The sequence below is a fragment of the Lutibacter agarilyticus genome (assembly GCF_900188235.1).
GTDB lineage: Bacteria > Bacteroidota > Bacteroidia > Flavobacteriales > Flavobacteriaceae > Lutibacter > Lutibacter agarilyticus.
Map to the genome: position 1 here is coordinate 1 of NZ_FZNT01000011.1, position 20,800 is coordinate 20,800.

The following is a 20,800-nucleotide window of genomic DNA, read 5'->3' on the forward strand; positions in this document are numbered from 1 at the left end:
GATTTTTTACGTATGTGGAGAGCTGTTGCTATTAGTAGTAAAAACAAACTTTTGAACCACAGAACAAACAGATTTCCAGTCAAGCTGGAAATGACGTATTAACTCCCCGTGTAATAGACACAAAGTTTGATATTAAATATTAGAAGTTTTATACCTAAAGTAATTTAACGTAATACCATGCCTTATGTTATTATTAAGTTGAAAGTCTAAAATCAAACAGCTCAAAAACAACATCATTGGCTCCGTCGAATCTTCGATTTTTTACGTATGTGGAGAGCTGTTGCTATTAGTAGTAAAAACAAACTTTTGAACCACAGAACAAACAGATTTCCAGTCAAGCTGGAAATGACATATTAACTCCCCGTATAATAGACACAAAGTTTGATATTAAATATTAGAAGTTTTATATCTAAAGTAATAAAACGTAATACCACGCCTTATGTTATTGTTAAGTTGAAAGACTAAAATCATACAGCTCAAAAACAACATCATTGACTCCGTCGAATCTTAGATTTCTTACGTATGTGGGGGGCTGTTGCTACTAGTAGTAAAAACAAACATTTGAACCACAGAACAAACAGATTTCCAGTCAAGCTGGAAATGACGTTGGCTTTGAACCTCAATAGAACAAAAAAGTGTATTTTGTCATTTCGAATACAATGAGAAATCTCATAAAATTGAGCATTGGATGTGGTTCCTCCTTCGTCGGAATGACAAATCATATAGTGTATTAGGTTGAAAGTTTTGAGTCGAAAGCTAGTATTTGGTATCTAGCTACCAACAACCAACAACCAAACCGTCATCCTCGCGTATGCGGGGATCTGTTGCTACAAGCAATATAAACAACATTTGAACCACAGCACCAACAGATTTCCAGTCAAGCTGGAAATGACGTTGGCTTTGAACCTCAATAGAACAAAAAAGTCTATTTTGTCATTTCGAATGCAATGAGAAATCTCATAAAATTGAGCATTGGATGTGGTTCCTCCTTCGTCGGAATGACAAATCATATAGTGTATTAGGTTGAAAGTTTTGAGTCGAAAGCTAGTATTTGGTATCTAGCTACCACCAACCAAACCGTCATCCTCGCGAATGCGGGGAGCTGTTGCTATTAGTAGTAAAAACAACCTTTGAACCACAGCACCAACAGATTTCCAGTCAAGCTGGAAATGACGTAATTTCGGTGTTCTTTTTCACGGCAATCAACTGTCATACTAAACACACCCCTAGCCCCTCTCAAGAGGGGAATTATATTTTCGTCATGCTGAACTTGTTTCAGCATCTCATCATAATCGTTCCGGATTTCAATAGTAAAGATCTCCAATCAAGTTGGGAATGACGCTTCATTTCACCGTCACCCTCAGCTTGACTGGGGGTCTTTTACATTTGAACTTCAATACAAAAGATTCCCGTTTTCACGGGAATGACGTGACACAGCAAATAAACCGTCACTTCGAGTGATTTAACGTAGTGAAACGTAGTAAAATTGTATCAAGAAGTTGTCTAAAATAATTGTTTTTAACTCCAAACCAAAAGATTCCCAAATCGAAGATTCACGAACTCTTTAGCTTAAAATAAAAAAGAAAAGTGAGTAATTAAGTTGGAGATGACGGGTTTCTTGGGGCAGGTTACTGCTGAGCCCGCGAAGCAACGTCTCACGTCTCACGTCTCACGTCTCACGTCTCACGTCTCACTTCTCACTTCTCACTTCTCACCGCTGAGCCCGCGAAGCAACGTCTCACGTCTCACTAAAAAACTTCAAACATTCTTTTTAACACACGCACAAACCCGTTGCAAATCCGCTTCACTTAAATTAGATCCACTAGGTAAACACAAACCACGTTCAAACAAATCATCTGAAACACCATTGATATAACTAGGATACTTTTCAAAAATAGGTTGTTGATGCATTGGTTTCCATAACGGACGTGCTTCTATGTTTTCTTTTTCCAACGCCAAACGTAATTGTTCTCTAATTTCATAAGAAGGGGTTGTAATACAGGTTAACCATCTATTAGCATAATAACCTGTCGGCGCTTCTAAAAATTCAAGTGTTGAAATTCCTTTAAACGAGTTTTTATAAAACTCAAAATTACTTCTTCTAGCGGCAACACGCTCATCCAATACTTCCAATTGCCCTCTTCCTATCCCTGCAATAATATTGCTCATTCGGTAATTGTACCCAATTTCTGAATGCTGGTAATGGGGTTTATTGTCACGCGCTTGGGTTGCTAAATACACCGCTTTTTGTTTTGTTGCGGCATCTTTACATAGCAATGCACCTCCTCCTGAAGTGGTAATGATTTTATTACCGTTAAACGATACCACTCCAAACTCCCCGAAAGTCCCACATTTTTGATTATCAACACTGCTTCCTAGTGCACTTGCCGCATCTTCAACAATAGGAATGTTGTATGTTAGACCTATTTCTAGAATCTCATGAATTTTACAAGGCATTCCATAGCCGTGGACTACAATCATAGCTTTGGGTTTATTGCCTTTTGAAATTTGATCTTGAATGGCTTCTTCTAATAACATTGGGCATACATTCCAAGTATCCGTTTCGCTATCTACAAAAACAGGTGTTGCTCCAAGATACCCTACCGGATTTACCGTTGCTGCAAAAGTAAAACTCTGACACAGTACACGATCTTCTTTTTTAATTCCTAAAAGAAGCAATGCCAAATGTATTGCCGAAGTTCCTGAATTTAATGCAACTACTTTGTTTAATGTCGTTAAACACGCTGCTAATTCTTGCTCAAAATCATCAATTTGAGCACCCTTTGGAGCAACCCAATTGGCTTCAAAAGCTTGTTGAATGTATGTTAATTCAGCACCAGACATATGTGGTGGAGATAGTAAAATCTTATTTTTCATACGTGTGGTTAAAAATACATTTTTTATACAAAATGACGGGTTTTAACGGTTGGTTTTTCAATTTTAAGATTCGTTGATCATCTTTAGATTTCATTTTCCACTCCTATAAATAGTTGAAGTTCTCATTTTGAATGGAAATCCGTTTATTTTTCAACCTGTGTAAACTATTAAATTGCGGGATTCTTTGTGAAGGCTTACCAAGAAAGAAGTAACCTATTATGTCAACTTCATTTCTAACAAAAAAAGACTACAAAAAAAAGATTCTAAACAAAATTAGCGGTTTTTACGCTTTTTGAAAGCATCATTTTTATTAAAAAAAGGTGAAAAACAACAAAAAAAAGAAAATAATATAAAAAAATTAATTTTTTTTAAGCGAAGTACCTAACGTACAACTTATTGAATTTCAATATGTTTACGTTATAGTTTTTGCAAAAATAACTTTAATTATTGAATAAAACAACTTTTTTTGCATTTTTTTCTTGCGTAATGTAAAATGTATTGTTATATTCTATATATTTGAAATATGAAAATCAAATAAAATTGCTTATAAGTATCATTGATTTTTACGAACCTATAAAAGTAGTGCGAACTACTTTTTCAACAGTTAGTTTATCTAAACTATGCTGTAGAAACAACAAAGTCCTAAAGTTGGCGCTTTAGAACTTGGTATATTGTAACGCTAAAAGAAGCGCTGTATGTTTTTCGATGAAACAAAAATACACTTCTTCTTTTAGCTTACCAAATTTTTTTTAATAAATAAAAAAATCCAATATTTTGCATTGGTAATGGTAAGATGTATGACTTAATTTAAGCAACAAACACATTGTAACAAATTTATTTACAATTGAATACCCTAAAATCGATGGATTGTTCACTTCCCAAGGAAGGTGTCTCGAATGCGTACAAGGTTTGTCGTGAATAGTTCCTTTTAAAAACTATTCAAAAGCATATGTGTAATTTTTAAGTAAATAATAGAATGATTAAATATAAATTAAAAGAGCAAGTTAATCCAACGGATTTAGCTGCTCCAAATAAATATATTCCTGTAAAACAAAAACAGGAGGCCCTAACATTAAGAGACTTTGCAAAACGTATCAGTCGTGAAAGTACGGTGAGCTCTATGGATGCGATGGCAGTATTGGAAGGTTTGTTACAAATCATTCCTGATGAAATACTCAATGGGAAAATTATCAAATTAGGTGATTTTGGTACGTTTAGATCTACCATTTCTTCGGAAACGGTTGCAAGTCCTGAGGAATTTACGGTTTCTAAAATTCGTAGTTTAAACGTACGTTTTAGACCATCTAAAGAATTTCAAAAGCAATTAGGTGGTATTGATTACCAACTGGTTTCTGATTAATTTCTAGTAATTTATTAACTAAAAGGCGTTCATTTTGAACGCCTTTTTTTACGTCTTTTTTTAAAAGTCGGCCGACTTATTTTAAAAGTTGCCCGACTTTTATTTTTTGTCGACCGACTTTTGAATTATTTGTTCCAGTTATTGCATTGGCGTTTATTATTGAGTTTAAAGTTGAAAGCTATTGGCAAACGGCCCAAAGCCAACAGCTCAAAAACAACATCATTGACTCCGTCGAATCTTCGATTTCTCGCGTATGTGGGGAGCTGTTGCTACAAGCAATATAAACAACCTTTGAACCACAGAACAAACAGATTTCCAGTCAAGCTGGAAATGACGTAAATATGCATTATTAAACCAAAAGCTAACTGCAAAAAGCCAACAGCTCAAAAAAAACGTCATTGACTCCGTCGAATCTTCGATTTCTCGCGAATGCGGGGAGCTGTTGCTATTAGTAGTAAAAACAAACTTTTGAACCACAGAACAAACAGATTTCCAGTCAAGCTGGAAATGACGTATTAACTCCCCTCTTGAGAGGGGTTAGGGGTGTGTAATAGATACAAAGTTTGATATTAAATATTAGAAGTTTATACCTAAAGTAATTTAACGTAATACCACGCCTTATGTTATTGTTAAGTTGAAAGTCTAAAATCAAACAGCTCAAAAACAACGTCATTGACTCCGTCGAATCTTCGATTTCTCACGTATGCAGGGAGCTGTTGCTACAAGCAATATAAAAAACATTTGAACCACATAACAAACAGATTTCCAGTCAAGCAGGAAATGACGTAAATATGCATTATTAAACCAAAAGCTAACTGCAAAAAGCCAACAGCTCAAAAAAAACGTCATTGACTCCGTCGAATCTTCGATTTCTCGCGTATGCGGGGAGCTCTTGCTACAAGCAATATAAACAACATTTGAACCACATAACAAACAGATTTCCAGTCAAGCTGGAAATGACGTATTTTCGGTGTTCTTTTTGACGGCAATCAACTGTCATACTAAACACACCCCTAGCCCCTCTCAAGAGGGGAATTATACTTTCGCCATGCTTAACTTGTTTCAGCATCTCATCATAATCGTTCCGGATTTCAATAGTAAAGATCTCCAATCAAGTTGAGAATGACGGTTCATTTCATCGTCACCCTTAGCTTGACTGGGGTCTCACTCATTAGAACTCCAATGTAAAAGATCTCCAAATCGAAGATTCACGAACTCTTTAGCTTAAAATAAAAAAGAAAAGTGAGTAATCAAGTTGGAGATGACTTGACGTAGCTATACCGTCACTTCGAGTGATTTAACGCAGTGAAACGTAGTAAAATTGTATCGAGAAGTAATCTTTCACATTGAAACTCCAATGCAAAAGATTCCCGCATCCGCGAGAATGACGTGTTTGTTAGCTATCAGCTGTTAGCTTTTGGCAGTTGGCAATCACTATTCACCGTTCAGCATTTACTGTTAAGCCAGCGAAGCAACTTCTTACATCTCACTAAACAATACATACCCCTAGCCCCTCTCAAGAGTTGACTGAGCGTAAAGAAAATGTTCAGTGAACATTTTTAGCGACAGGGCCTGGTGGCGTGTGGAAGAAAATCAGCATAAAACTTCAATGCAAAAGATCTCCGACTATGGCTAAGTTTTTTTTACATTTACAAACAAATCATTTAAATTAATTAACAAATCTTGGTAAACAGTCAATTAAAAACATTAGAAACTATAGGTGCCATTTTAAGTTTTAAAAGTGATCCTCATTTATTAAAAATCACTTTACAAAAAGAACACTTCAATTGGGATGCCCTTGTAACAATTGGTAGTAGGCATTTGGTGTTACCTGCTATGTATTGCCGACTCAAAGAAAAGCAATTGTTGCATTGTTTACCTGAGGATTTAGTTCTGTACCTGGAAGAAATTACCGCCATCAATCGGAATAGGAACCTAGGAATTTTAAAGGAAGTCACAGCAATTAGTGAACTATTTAACAAACATCAAATAGATCACGTATTTTTAAAAGGAAGTGCTTTACTTGCTGGTAATTATTATCAGGATATTGGGGAGCGTATGATTGGTGATATTGATGTGTTGGTTGCTTCAAATCAATTGGATGAAGCTTATGAACTTCTACTGAAAGAAGATTATAAATCAAATGTAAGTTTTGGAGACAAATACTTTGAATATCAACACCTTCCTAGACTTGCAAAAAAAACAGTACTCGCTGCTGTTGAAATACATAGAAACGTTTTAAAAAGAAAGTACTTTAATTGTTTAATAGTTAATGAAATTTTTATAAAAAAAAGAATCATAAACGGTATTTCAATTCCTAATGATCAACATTTATTTGAACATAACATCCTAAATTTACAATTAAATGATCAAGGAAATTATCTTGTTTTTGTTAACCTTAGAACTGCCTATGATACTGAATTAATTTTAAAAGAAAATTCAACAATCGATTTTAATTTTTATTATTCCAAAGGTTTATTTAAAAATTACTTTTTACTACATCCATTTCTAATAAAAGATTTCAATAATATACCATCAACTACAATTACCAATAAGCTATACTTAGCCTTTTATATTTTCAAAACGAAACATAGATGGTTCAATATTATCTGGAATAAAATATTCTTTTTTGTAGATCTTGTAACTTTTCTCGTAGCACACTTTTGGTTTTTTATTTCTAACAAAAAATATAGAACTGATCTGATAAAAGAAAGAAAACATTTTTATAAAAAACTTAAAATACAGTTTTTCAGATAAATTATTATGATTGGAAGTGAATTTCTATCAGTTCAAATTAGAAGTTTTGTTTTTCAGTAAGCTAACTCTAAAGCTTTTTTTGCGATAATCTCTTTAGCTAATTGATGATCCAATGCAATAGGCTTCTTTTTGTTCTCGTCATACTGAAATTGGTTCAGCATCTCAACATAGTTGTTCCGGGTTTCAATGTAAAAGATCTCCAAATCGAAGATTCACGAACTCTTTAGCTTAAAAAAAAGTAAAGTGAGTAATCAAGTTGGAGATGACTTGACGTAGCTATACCGTAACTTCGAGCGATTTAACACAGTGAAACGTAGTAAAATTGTATCGAGAAGTATTCTTTCACATTGAAACTCCAATGCAAAAGATTCCCGCATTCGCGAGAAATCGAAGATTCGACAGAGTCAATGACGTGTTTGTTAGCTATTAGCTGTTAGCAGTTGGCAATCACTATTCACCGTTCAGCATTTACTGTTAAGCCTGCGAAGCAACGTCTCACTTCTCACTAAATAATACACACCCCTAGCCCCATTCATGAGGGGAATGTATTTGAACTCAAGACCAACAGATTTCCAGTCAAGCTGGAAATGACATATGTTTTAAATCTCCATACAAAAAAAAGTATGTTTTGTCATTTCGAATGCAATGAGAAATCACATAAAATTGAGCATTGGATGTGGTTGACTCCGTCTAATCTTCGATTTCCTCCTTCGTCGGAATAACAAATCATATAGTGTATTAGGTTGAAAGTTTTGAGTCAAAAGCCGGTATTCAGTATCTGGTATCTAGCTATCAACAACCACCAACCAAACCGACATCCTCGCGTATGCGGGGAGCTGTTGCTATTAATCCTAAAAAGTATGTTTGAAATACACAATTAAAAGATTTCCGATAAAGCTGGAAATGACGTAACCTTTGAACCATCAACTTATTGTTTGGATTCTAGCTAGTTTTAATTATTTTATTTACATTAATTTATTATTACCAAAAATGTTTTAAAAATCACCCCAATATCCTTCATTAAAGTTCTTTGTTTTAGGTAATCTAAATTAATTTGAAGTTTTTTAGGCATTATAACATTTATATAATAACTATTTGGGTTTTCCTGTGATGATAAAATTTCATTTTCATTTCTAAATTCAATCGATGCCAAATCTGTAATTCCCGGTTTTACAACGAGCACCTTTAATTGCTCTTTATTGTATAAATCAACATACTTTCTAACTTCTGGTCGCGGTCCTACAAAACTCATATCCCCAATAAGCACATTGATTAACTGAGACAATTCATCTAATTTATATTTTCTCAAATAGTAACCAATTTTTGTTACTCTAGGATCGTTACCTCCAATGGTTAACAACCCAAGCTTGTCTGCATCTACCCGCATCGTTCTAAACTTGAATATCTTAAAGTCTTTATTGTTTTTACCAACCCTTACTTGTCTATAAAAAACGGGGCCTTTTGAAGTCAGCTTTATAAGAATACCTATTACTAATAATAAAGGGGCAATAACAATTAACCCAAAAAAAGCCAACAATACATCAAAGGTTCTTTTCATTTTATTGCAAAATTTTATTTACAGCATTCACTACCACTTCAATAACTCTATTAATTTGCTCATCTGTTAATTCATAATAAACAGGCAATGAAATTTCATTCTCCCATAATTCTTTTGCTATTGGGAAATCATTTAATTCGTAGCCTAATGATTTGTAATAAGATAATAACGGCAATGGCTTATAATGCACATTTACGGAAACATCCTGATTGAAAATTTCCTGAATGATCAAATCTCTTTGCGCTTTGCTACAATTTTTAATTCTTAACAAATATAAATGATAAGAGGATTCTTTCATATTGTTATGATATTCCGGAACTATTGCCCAATCAAAATTAGCCAATCCTTCTGAATACATTTTAAATATTTCCTTGCGTTTTGGTAAGGTTTCTGTTTCATATCTTTCCAATTCTACCAAACCTATAGAAGCAAGTATATCTGTCATATTACATTTAAACCCTGCATCTATAACATCATATTCCCAATTTCCTTTTTGAGTCTTGGCCAAGGCATCTTTATTTTGTCCGTGCAATGACAGGGTATTTAAAATTTTATAAATTTCTTCGTTCTCAAAAGGCTTGGGTAAATTGATACAAATTGCTCCCCCTTCAGCTGTTGTTAAATTTTTAACAGCGTGAAAAGAGAATACAGTGAAATCAGCTTGTGAACCTACTTTTTTTTGATTGTAAGATGCACCAAATGAATGTGCGGCATCAGACAAGACCAATATTCTTCCTAATTTTTGTTGGTTTTCAGTTTCAGCAATAAATAAATCTTTGACACTTTTTTTATTCAATAGCGCATTTAATGCTGCATAATCAATAGGTAAACCTCCTACATCAACAGGGATGATCGCTTTTGTTCTGGCGGTAATGTGTTTTTCAATTTTAGAAACATCAATTCCAAAATCTGTTGAAACATCGACCATTACTACTTTAGCACCACGGTGCCTTACAATGTTCGCAGTGGCACAATAGGTATAAACCGGGACAATTACCTCGTCGCCTTCTTTTATACCATACCAATATAACAATAGCTCTGCGCCTGCTGTCCATGAATTCACCGCTAAAACATCGGATACATGACAGTATTCTGCAATTTTTTTTTCAAATAATTTTGTTCTTGGACCAGTAGTGATCCATCCAGACTGTAAAGCGACTGTTACTTCTTTTATAATTTTATCGTCAATTCTTGGAGGAGAAAATGGAATCATTTTATTTTAATTTAGAGCGTTAATTTATAAAACATCTTTAAAAGTTCACTTTTGGCTGACACTATACAAGTCATAATAATAAATAGTATTTATAAGTTTTTTTCTTTTATAATATCTTTTAATCTTTCCTCTAATATATCGGAGAAAAATAAGGCACCAAATATTGTTAAATGTCTCGTGTCATGGCTAATAAATTTACAATCTTTAGTGAAAACTGGAACATTCTTTTTGGAATCTATGATATTCTCTATAAGATCTATATATCTATCATTCCATATTAATCTTAATTCTTGATTTGACTTCCAAATATCTTTCCTTATAGATGTTCTAATTGTATCACATCCAAAACTTTCTTTAGTAGAATTATAATATACACCATTATTAATACCAAAATTCTTTAATCCCACAACCCAAACTTTATATATATCTATTTTAAATTTACTAATTAATATATCAAACATTATTTTATTAGTTGGAATATCAGAAGAATAAAAAATATAATCAGCATTATATGTTCTATTAATTAACTCAGTTGTTATATCAGCTTTCCATGGATCAAAATAACTTAGTTCTATACTTTCTTTTAATTTTGTTTCTAATAATATATTGGCAAAATCACGAGCGAAACTATTTCCAATAATTAATACTTTTAGGTTGTTGTTTTTCTTAAATGGTTTATCTAAAACTTTAATTCTATCGTTATACAAAGCTGGACTGTTATTTACAATGTCAAAATTATTATATAATCTAGGTACAAGTGACTTAGTTATATTAAGTTGTGGAAAATCTTTTACCCTACCATTAATCTTATATATATAAAACGAAGCGCTAACTATAATAATAAAAGATAAACTAACAACTTTATATACATTTTTAGTTTCAATGAATTGTTTATTACGCAATGGATTTTCAACAAAAAAGTAAGTAAATACAGATAATGTAATAATAATAATAAAGGATAAGAAGATAGATTCTATTGAATTAATATGGAGATTAAATGAGTATCTAGCAAATGCAAAAACTATTTGATGCCACAAATATAAGCTAAAACTAATTTTACCTAAACTAGATATAATCGTATTAGAAAAAATTAACTTATACAGTTTATTATCATTAAAATGGTACTTCCCTATGGTAAGAACTCCAATTGAAAGAAATGTTATAACTATTATTTTAGTATCATTATCTGGGATAATATTAAATTGAATAATTATGAAAATAATAATTATCATTGAAAATAATATAATTTTACTTTTTTTAACTTGTTTTTTATTTAATTCCCATTTACTAAAGTAAATAGCTGCAATACCTCCTGAAGATAATTCGAAAAACCTATATTGTAATAAGTAGAACTTTGCAGAAACATCATTGCTATAATAGAATAAAGCTAGTGATATAAATGTCAAAAATATAAGTAGCGGAAATATAAATTTTTGTTTATTTCCTTTTAGTATTAAGAAAATAAATGGATATAATAAATAGAATTGTTCTTCTATTCCTAGACTCCACATGTGCATCATTGGATTATATTCATTACTTACTGCCCAATAATCATTTGAAGTTATATACATGAAAATATTGAACATTGAAAAATTTGAAGCTAATACATTTTGACTCAATACATTTAAGTCATTTGGAGACATGAAAATTATACCTGTGATTAATGCAGATACTGTTGTGAATAACACTAAAGGTATAATTCTTCTAATTCTTCTCTCATAAAATGAAAATATTGAGAACCTATTTTCTTTAACTTCGTTATAAATAATGCCAGTAATTAAATATCCACTTATTACAAAAAATATATCTACACCTAAATACCCATTTGGTAAAAGGCCTAAATGAAATAATATAACTGAAATTACTGCAAAAGCACGCATTCCGTCAATATCTGTACGGTACATTTTTTTCATTAAAATAATCTATTAGGTTTATAGCAACATGTAATTTGGTATCCAATAAATATTGAATTCTCAAAAATATTAATCATAAGTTTATAAAATTATTATTTGCAAACTTCGGTATTTCCTCTTCAGGAGCTTTAACATTCGGTCCTGTTATCCAAACAGAATTAAGTGAATCAACGACTTCATTTACTATTGTATCGTCTATATATGTAGGTGAAAATGGTATAATCATTTCAATTTATTTTATAAATTCATCATTTCATTCTTAAACTCTTCATCAAAAAAGGAAGTATAATATACTGTTTCTTTTGTTTCTAAATATTTCATTTCTCTCCAACCTGATTTTTCAAACACCCTTCTACTAGATTTATTTTTTTTATAAACTCCAGCCCTAATTCCTCTACTTCCTCTATATTTACTTACATTCTTTGTTTCTTCAATCAACTCTCCAAAAATACCTGAACCTCTATAATTAGAATCAACTGCACCAATAGTCATTTGTGCAAAACCTTGAGAATCAATAATTGATATTTTATTACTATCAACATCTGGTCTACGCAATAAACGTTCCCATAACATTTTTGAAAACAATCTTGTTGGTTTTAAAACTATACTTAACATAAACTCTGGTAAACAGGCAATAAACATAGGTTTAGTAAATGCCCCATCACAAACGGCCACTAAACCAATAATCTTTCCTCCCTCTATACCTATTAATACGTAAGATTCTTTTGATGTAATCAACCATTTGTATGTAGCTTTAACATAATTTTCACCTAACATCATAGGAACGTGGTTTTTGGGTTTAAAAGACAAACAATGCAACTCTGTTATTTCGTTCAAATCATTTAGGTTCGCTAGTTTAATATTCATGCAATAAAATTTTATATGATTAAATAATTGTGATTGAAGACGCCAATTTATTTAAATTCTTCTTTTTTGATAAATTTTCCATTGCATAATCATAACCATTATTTCCTTTGTCCAAAAGTTTACTCTCTGAGATAGCAAATACCAATTTAAATTTATCAGCTAAAATACTTATATTTTCAGGTGCTAGCAACCAACCACAATTTGCAGCATTAATAATTCTAGCAGTATCGCTATCATCATCTACACAAGCAATAATTGGTTTCTTTGAAAACATATATGCTGGTAATTTTGACGGAATTGAGCTTGCTGCTGCTCCCTTTTTAATTGGCAACAACATGACATCTGCTTGTGCTTGAATCTCAGGAACTTTACCATTTGGAACCTCCCAAAATTCAATTCTAGCTGGTTTTAATGCATTTGCCTTTTCTTGAAGTAATTCCTTTTGAGAACCTGACCCGGCAATTACCAATCTGCAATTTTTTAAATCTGCTTTTACAAATGCTTCAATTAATAAATCTATCCCCGCAACAGGACCTATATTTCCAAGATACATAAATGTAAATGGTTTTTCTATGGTAGATCTACTTAAATTTGATACTTCATAGTCTAAAAAGACGCTTTCATCCTGCCAATTTTGAACAACATTAACTTTCTCTGATTCAACTTTTCTTGTCTTTATCAAATAATTTTTCATCTTATTTGAGATGGCAATAATCTTCGTTGCATTTTTAAGCACATATTTATCTATAGGCAAGAGCATAAAATTAAACATCGATTTAAAAAGAGGCACTTTATTGGAAAGTGACTCAGGATACACATCCTGCACATGAATTATAATTGGTAATTTATATTTTTTTGCAGCCTTAACACTAAAATATTGTGCCAATAAAGGCCAAGTATTTGCATAGATTACATCAATATTTTTATGATTGCTAACAATATACTTATAACAATGTTTCCCAAAACTATAACTTTCCATAAAACGACCAATTATTTTAGAAGGTGAGCAAGTATATGAGCTTAACTTTATAACATTATATTCTTCAACTTCTGGTTCATTTTCAAAATTAAAACCATGCGGCCTTGTAGGCTTCGGACAAAGTACCGTAACATTATTATTCTTTGATAATTTATGAGCTATATCTTTAGATAAAGATGCTGAGACTATCGGTTCAGGAGGAAAAACTGCTGAAATTAATAATATATTCATTATTAATAATTTTTTATTGACTTAAAAAAAACCTTAACTACTTCATCCCATGAATCAGGAAATTTAGTTATAGTTTTTGAATAATCTGGTTTCATATTTAATTTCAAATCATTCAACAACTTCTTTAAACTCATCAAAAAGGAAGCTTCTGAGTATGGCCTATAATAGTATCCTTCATTTTCACAAATCCAACGAGAATAAGGTAAATCAACTGTTAACACAGGTAAGTTTAATGTAATAGCCTCAATTAACGGTAAACCGTAACTTTCTGCACATGACAAAAAAAGTAAAGCATCAGCTTTATTATAATAAGTATTCATTTCTTCAGCATTCAATCTTCCAAGATTCTTTATCCACTTAATCGATTCAAAAGGCTTGAACTCTTCATCAAATAGAGTTAACCAAACTTCTACATCGTTCAATTCTATATTATTTGATTCACAATAATCGTTTATTTTTAATAAAAAATCGTGTTTCTTATGTGTATAAAATGCTGCAGGATAAAATAAAATTTTCTTTTTCTTATCATTTACTACATTCATATCTCCGTTCTTTTTGTCTAACCAATTAGGAACAGGCTGTGGGCAAACGGTTACCTTGTCCTTAATTTTCGGGTATGAAAGAATCAAATTCGTAGCCATTGCTCCAGTTTGTACGATTATTTTTTTTGCAAATTTATGATTTATTGAAAACAAAAATCTACTTATTCTGAAATTAAGACTTTTACCAGAATACCTATTTATTCTTGGATAAATTAAATTTGGCTGATGCACTAATACAATTTGATCTCTAATACCTCTTAGAGGTATGTCCCCTAAAACAATTGTAGGTACATTAGGGAAAATAAATTTTGAAAAAAAACATTCAAAAAATCTAGAAAACCCATTTGGAAAAATTCTTTTGTAACGTATTACACTTCCAGTTGCAGGCTTGTAACTAGATAAAGGCCCCTTTAATGGTAAATAAATCTTTAAAGAATTCAATTTCCCCATATTTGAAGCCGAGTCAAGAAAAGATTTCACTACCTGAGAAGCACCTAAACCTAAAATATTTGTTGCGTGTATTTGCATTAATTCAACTTTTTTAATAAATATTAACAGCTAATTCAATTTTAGTTTAGAATTTAAAAATGAATTTTCTTTCATAATTGACAAATCTAAACCTGAAATTTCATATTTTTTTATACTTAATCCTAAATTATCCTGCATAAAATCTTGTAGCCCGTATTTTCAATTTTGTTAATTTGAAGTAATTTTTTCATATACTTATTTAAGAAGTTTTTTAAATATTTCAATTTGAACATGTGGATTATATTTTTCATCTATAATTCTATAACAATTGTTTCTAACAAAATCTCTTTTTTTATCAGAAAAACCAATCCATTTTTCAATATTCAAACAAAGACTCTCAAGAGAATCCTCCTTAAAAAATGACCCCGTCAACCCTTCAGTTATCGCCTCAAATTCGGGCATCTGATTACTAAAATTATCATGAGTTATAATTGGTGTGCCGTAAACTAAACTATGCATAGCGGTTAACCCTACATTACCTGGCGATACGCAAACACTTGCATTAAAAATAAGCTCTCCTATTTTATTTTCATCATAACAAGGACCATATAACCAAATATTACGTTCATTCCCTATAATATTATTTAAAAAAGATATTTCTTCTGACTTTTCACCAATTATAATAAGATTACAATTAGAACCTCTGTCATTTAATTTATTTATTGATTCAATTAATAAATCTAGTTTTTTAACTTTTTGGATTCTCCCAATATATAAAATAACAGGGGCTTCATTCCTAAAATAATTCAAATATATTTCTGATGATTTTAATTTTTTCCTAATACTAATTTGCTTATCATAATCCAAAGAATTATAGATACATATCATTTTATTTTTTTTAAACCCTTCTTTTTCCATCAATTTTTTAGCATAATCTCCGTAAAGCAAAACTTTAGTGGAAAGAGAAAAAAATATTTTTTTTAAAACTTTCTTAAGAATATTTTCACGACCATACCAACCATGTGTCCAGACAAAGGTTTCTTTATTTAAAATTTTTGCAAATATTAAAATAAGCCACGTAGAAATACAATGCGGTTCTCCAATTAAAATAAAGTGAGAATATATTTTTTTAAAAACTAATTGAACTGCTCCTTTTTGCCAATAAAAACCACCCATTATTGGTGTAAATTTTAGATTTTTTTTAAAGCCGTATAACTCTGAATAATCCATCTTTTTTATTGGATTAAACACTCTGTCTCCAATATAAAAATCACAATTTAGCTCTTTATCCATCAACTTATAGATTGGAGCTCTATAATGGGCTGCTAAATTAAAAATACAACAATATGATTTTTTCATATTAATTTAAATAAATATTAATGTCTTATTCTATTCTGAAAATCTATATATACTTTTGGAATTAAAACTTTAACCCATCCCATAATAAACACAGCTGGTAATCTTAAAGGGAAAAACCTTTTCATTAAGTGTAAATTATCTATAAATGCCATACCTAAGGGATTGTACAAAAAATCAATTCTTTTTTTAAATGTTAGGTTCGTAAATATTTCAAACTTATTGCTTTTATTATTAGAACAAGTTCCTAAATAATCTTTCATTAACAATACTGGAATTCTATGTCTAACAGCATTTAACGTATAGTCATAATCTGCCACTCCATGTATATACACTTCTGATAATATCCCAATTTGTTTCACAACATTATTTGATACATACATTATGTTTGCGTTTCCTAAATTACATTCTTGAATTTTCTTACTAGGTTGTAATTTGTCATAGGTAAATAAAAATTTATTCTTAAGTTTAGCCCCCCCATAAGTGCGATTACCTTTTGTTTGATCTCGAGTTGAACCAATATAAACACCCCCAATACCAAAATTTTTGAAAGCATATTTTTGAGTAGAAACTATTTCTAAAAATAAATTTTCCAATACTAGTGTATCATCATTAAGCAGCAAATAACCATCATAATCATTTTTCAATGCATATTCCCAAGAATTCCTCATACCTCCTGCCCAAAATAGATTCCCATTTCCTTTTAACAACTTTACATTTGGATAGTTAAGAGCAACGGCATCACTTGTGCCATCAATAGAACCATCATCAGTTAAGAAGACATCTAAATTGAATTTTAATTCCGATTTTTCATAAGCAAAATATAAATACCTTAAACATTCCAAAGTTAAATTTATTCTATTATGACAAGTCATTAAAACCGCTATCTTATCCATTATAATCTAATTTATAAATATTTACAACTAGTAAATAACACATTAGAATTGGACCTGACCAATAAGGATTCATTATACCTCCTATAATCATAGATATTACTACGGAAAAATTACAAATTGTATTAAAATTATTTTTATATTTCATAAGCCTGTATGAATTTTTTAAACTTTTTAACATAAAAAATAAAAAAGCACCTCCTCCACCAAAAATACCCATTACTGCTAAAAGATCAATTGCTGAAGAATGCCCTCCTATCACACCCTCATAAATTGTTGCACGAATATTACCTCCACCACCAAACATCATTTTATCTACAAAAGTATTCCAAGAAAATTCCATTAATACAAACCTTGAAATACCTCCCGATCCATAATCGTACCCGCCTCCTGATGGATTTTCGATAAAATTATTAAATCGCCATTTAACATCCTCTATTGCAGTTATATTTGAGTTTAAAAAAAAATTGAATAAAAAAAATGTTAAAATAGATAATGCTAAAAAAATAAAGCTTGCTTTAAAAAAAACAACTATATTCTTTTTATTATTAAATAAATAAAGCACCCCCATGGTTAATAAATTAATTAAAAATAGTGCTATTGGTGTAGCAAAACCTGAAAAAGATAACTTATATACTATAAATAAAAGAGGTAGCGCATAAATTCCTTTTTTAAAAACTGTTTTTTGCTTTATAACTAAATTAATAAAAAGAGGTGAAAAAACACCAATGAGTGCCCAAAAGCCAGAAGTTCCGGAAGTCAAACTAAGATCTGAATCTGAGTAAATTTGCCGAGCGCTTTCATTTTCACCTATGGATTGTCCTGTAAATAAAATATTAAGTAAAATAAAAACCAATATACTTTTTATAGCAAAATCCTTATATAATTGATTTTTTGATGAAAACAGACCTATTGAAAAATATATTGGTAATAAGATAATTGAGATAAAATACTGATAATCGTTAGCTCCACGTAAAAAAGTAAATGCTACACCAACAATAAACAAAATTAAAAATAAGAACATTGTTCTATTTAACTTATAACTTTTATAATTAGTATTAATAATATAATCACCGCTTTTACCTGAAAAAACTAAAAAAAGTGAAATAACCAATAAAGGTATAAGCCCTACATACCCTCTATAAATTAAACTAATAAATGGAGAGACCATAGAACTTAATAGTAAAATTAAAACAGCAATTCTCCAATAAATAATATTAGCATTTAAAACCATAATCTTTCAAAATCAATTAATAACTTTTGAGTAAAAATTGGCATAATTAGCTACACCTTTTGAAATTGAAAATAAATCAATCGCACTTTGAACTAAACCTTTTGACAAAGTAATTTTCTCTTCAATAACCAAATTATAAATATTACTTATTGCACTAACTAGAGCTTCGCAATTTGGATCATACCCTATAGCATCAGGTACTAGTTTTAAAACATCATTAAGCCCCGGCACTTTTACTAACAGCGTTGGGATACCTACTGCAATACTTTCAATTGCTGCATTTCCAAGCCCTTCTAATTTAGAAGACATGATAAAAACATCAGAAATCCCCAAAATTTCCTCTGGATTTGAAACTAACCCTAAAAACATACATCTGTCATAGATACCTAGTTCTTTTGCCAGTTTTCTTTCATCGCAGCACTTATTTTCTCTACCTGCATGTAAATAAATCCAATTCATAGTTTTAGGTAATTTAGAAATTGCGTCAAGAATAAGTTCGTGCCTTTTAATAGGGGAACAATTCCCTATGGAAGTGATTACAAACACATGCTTATCTAAGCCTAATTTTTTCCTAATCTCAATTTTATCGTTTAATTCAACTGGTAAAAACCTATTACTATCATACCAATTATAAATAACTTTCGATTTTGTTAAAAAATGTTTGGCTTCATTTTCAGCAACAGAATCTCCAACCGATATATACTTAATATTTAAAAACACCGCAATAAAACGATCAAATAATCTTCTTAATTTACCTAAAAGTCTCGGTTTAAAAATACTATGAAAAGTTCTAACTATTTTTTTTTGCCCACTAAAATAAGCATTTAAAGCGTGCATTAAAAAATTAGCTTCCGTATGTATATGTACTACATCTACTTTTATAAGTTTTAAATATTCTCTTAATTCTAAAAAACTATTTAACTTTCTGTTAACAAATGATATATGTTTTACATTATACCCTTTTAGAGTTAACAACTCAAATGCCTCTCCTTTTTCTTTACCAGTTGCCAAAATATAAATTTCAATATCATTCTTTTTCCATTCTAAGAACGAATTAGCCAACATCATTTCCATCCCAGAAAAACGCAACTCATTTAAAATATAAAGTATTTTCATTCTTTAATTAGTTTATTATAAATAGCTAGGGTTTGATTTGAAACAACCTCTTGTGAATACTTACTCCAAACGTGTTTAATCCCTTTTTCGGATAAATCCACCATTAATGCTTTATTATTTAGCATATCGGCCATAGAATTTTCCATTACACTTATAGAGCTTACATCACACAATTCACCAATTTTTCCGTTTTCTAGAATATATGGAACTGCTCCTGAAAATTTACCAGCAATAACGGGTAAACCTCTTGCCAATGCTTCAATTAAAATATTTCCAAAAGACTCTTCTAGTGATGGATGTACCAAAACAATTGCTCTATCATACTCCTCCATTAACTTCTTATGGTCTACTTCTCCAATTAAATTCACCTTGTTTAACAAACCCATCGTTTCCCATTTTTTAACTTTTGGAACGTTCATATAAAATTGCTTACCAACCAAGTTTAATTCAACATCTTCAAATTTTTTATTTATTTTTTGAAAAGCAATTAAAAGTTTCTCTATATTTTTAGCTGGACTAATATTATTAGATACAGAAATAATGTACCGTTTTTTTTCAATATTAGTAAAATTTGTTTTTATAAATTTATTACTTATTGAATTTGGTATAACTTCAACCTCTTTCTTCCATTTTTTCTTTACAAGTTGCTTAATATATGGCGAATTAGCTAAAAAGGTTAAATTTGATGTTTTAAAAATTCTAAAATCCATTAAATATCGAGCAAACCTATAATAGTTTAAATTTAATTTCAAAATTTTTGGAGCCCAATCCCTCACTGTAATAATTACAGGAATTCGGTTTCTAAATTTAACAACTCCTTGCGCATATTCATACGTCCAATGCGCATGTAAAATGTCTGGTAAATGAGGTTCTAATTTTACAGATTCAAAAATAAAATTGATTTCTTTATTAAAAAAGGTAAGTGCTCTTAGCTTCCCATTTACTCTTAATGGATTTATATAAATTGTTAATAAATCTCCTCTTAAAATAACTCGGTTTTTAACTTCAAATGTTAATGTGTAAACAGATACTTTATGCCCCTGTATTAGAAAAGAATGAATTAAAGAATCTACCGCTGGTGCCTTTAACCCAATTATTCCATTAGCTTTAACTTGACTTTCTTTATTTAAAAAAGGTACAAATTCTTGTATTGTTACGGGAGATGAAATACCTATATGCATCCTGACTATCTTGTTCTAGTGGCAAATTCTTTTTCTTTTTCTAAGTCAACCTCAGGCAAAAAGAAAGGAAAATTAACATCCAGTTTATAATTATTAACAATATACCTTTTTAAATTATCTATTTTAAATTTCATTCTATGATATTGTGTATGATTCTCTTCTATATAGTAAATTGCCTTAGCTGCTTTGCTATATAATTCTTGAGGCTTTTTCTTCAAAATATTTCACATTAATCAATTTCATCATCTATGTTAT

Annotated in this window: 15 protein-coding genes; 2 read left to right on the forward strand and 13 right to left on the reverse strand. The window is 30.5% G+C overall.

Features of this window, described 5'->3' with window-relative positions; all coding sequences use genetic code 11:
* Positions 1-1,758: 1,758 nt before the first annotated feature.
* Complete coding sequence (locus tag CHB67_RS15520; RefSeq protein ID WP_141119735.1) at positions 1,759-2,877, reverse strand: aminotransferase class I/II-fold pyridoxal phosphate-dependent enzyme; 1,119 nt, start codon at positions 2,875-2,877, stop codon at positions 1,759-1,761.
* 976 nt (positions 2,878-3,853) lie between these two features.
* On the opposite strand from CHB67_RS15520, the gene CHB67_RS15525 reads away from it, so the two are divergent.
* Together CHB67_RS15525 and CHB67_RS15530 are read left to right on the forward strand one after the other, a co-directional pair.
* Complete coding sequence (locus CHB67_RS15525; RefSeq protein ID WP_089382719.1) at positions 3,854-4,237, forward strand: HU family DNA-binding protein; 384 nt, start codon at positions 3,854-3,856, stop codon at positions 4,235-4,237.
* Positions 4,238-5,920: 1,683 nt separating this feature from the next.
* Positions 5,921-6,994, forward strand: coding sequence for a nucleotidyltransferase family protein (locus CHB67_RS15530; protein ID WP_176461303.1), 1,074 nt, complete (start codon positions 5,921-5,923; stop codon positions 6,992-6,994).
* A 970-nt stretch (positions 6,995-7,964) separates the two neighbouring features.
* Here CHB67_RS15530 and CHB67_RS15535 read toward each other — a convergent pair.
* From CHB67_RS15535 to CHB67_RS15590, 12 genes are all read right to left on the reverse strand, one after another.
* Positions 7,965-8,552, reverse strand: coding sequence for a sugar transferase (locus tag CHB67_RS15535; RefSeq protein ID WP_089382721.1), 588 nt, complete (start codon positions 8,550-8,552; stop codon positions 7,965-7,967).
* Position 8,553: 1 nt separating this feature from the next.
* Positions 8,554-9,765, reverse strand: coding sequence for a DegT/DnrJ/EryC1/StrS family aminotransferase (locus CHB67_RS15540; protein WP_089382722.1), 1,212 nt, complete (start codon positions 9,763-9,765; stop codon positions 8,554-8,556).
* Positions 9,766-9,854: 89 nt separating this feature from the next.
* Positions 9,855-11,678 (reverse strand): acyltransferase family protein, encoded by a 1,824-nt coding sequence (locus tag CHB67_RS15545; RefSeq protein ID WP_089382723.1) that lies wholly within the window; start codon positions 11,676-11,678, stop codon positions 9,855-9,857.
* A 237-nt stretch (positions 11,679-11,915) separates the two neighbouring features.
* Positions 11,916-12,545, reverse strand: a complete 630-nt coding sequence (locus CHB67_RS15550) for a GNAT family N-acetyltransferase (RefSeq protein WP_089382724.1) — start codon at positions 12,543-12,545, stop codon at positions 11,916-11,918.
* A gap of 19 nt (positions 12,546-12,564) precedes the next feature.
* Entirely contained in the window at positions 12,565-13,755 is a 1,191-nt protein-coding gene (locus tag CHB67_RS15555; RefSeq protein WP_089382725.1) for a glycosyltransferase family 4 protein, read from the reverse strand.
* Between the two features lie 2 nt (positions 13,756-13,757).
* Positions 13,758-14,825 (reverse strand): glycosyltransferase, encoded by a 1,068-nt coding sequence (locus CHB67_RS15560; protein WP_089382726.1) that lies wholly within the window; start codon positions 14,823-14,825, stop codon positions 13,758-13,760.
* Between the two features lie 195 nt (positions 14,826-15,020).
* Complete coding sequence (locus tag CHB67_RS15565) at positions 15,021-16,124, reverse strand: glycosyltransferase family 4 protein (protein ID WP_089382727.1); 1,104 nt, start codon at positions 16,122-16,124, stop codon at positions 15,021-15,023.
* Between the two features lie 17 nt (positions 16,125-16,141).
* Positions 16,142-17,017, reverse strand: coding sequence for a glycosyltransferase family 2 protein (locus tag CHB67_RS15570; RefSeq protein ID WP_089382728.1), 876 nt, complete (start codon positions 17,015-17,017; stop codon positions 16,142-16,144).
* Positions 17,010-18,248, reverse strand: a complete 1,239-nt coding sequence (locus CHB67_RS15575; RefSeq protein ID WP_089382729.1) for a hypothetical protein — start codon at positions 18,246-18,248, stop codon at positions 17,010-17,012. Before CHB67_RS15575 ends, CHB67_RS15570 begins: the two co-directional genes overlap by 8 nt.
* Positions 18,249-18,260: 12 nt before the next feature.
* Positions 18,261-19,364, reverse strand: a complete 1,104-nt coding sequence (locus CHB67_RS15580) for a glycosyltransferase (protein ID WP_089382730.1) — start codon at positions 19,362-19,364, stop codon at positions 18,261-18,263.
* Positions 19,361-20,545: a glycosyltransferase family 4 protein gene (locus CHB67_RS15585; RefSeq protein WP_089382731.1), complete on the reverse strand. Its 1,185-nt coding sequence runs from the start codon at positions 20,543-20,545 to the stop codon at positions 19,361-19,363. The genes CHB67_RS15580 and CHB67_RS15585 overlap by 4 nt, the downstream gene beginning before the upstream one ends.
* Before the next feature lie 5 nt (positions 20,546-20,550).
* Positions 20,551-20,763 (reverse strand): hypothetical protein, encoded by a 213-nt coding sequence (locus CHB67_RS15590; protein ID WP_089382732.1) that lies wholly within the window; start codon positions 20,761-20,763, stop codon positions 20,551-20,553.
* Positions 20,764-20,800 lie beyond the last annotated feature (37 nt).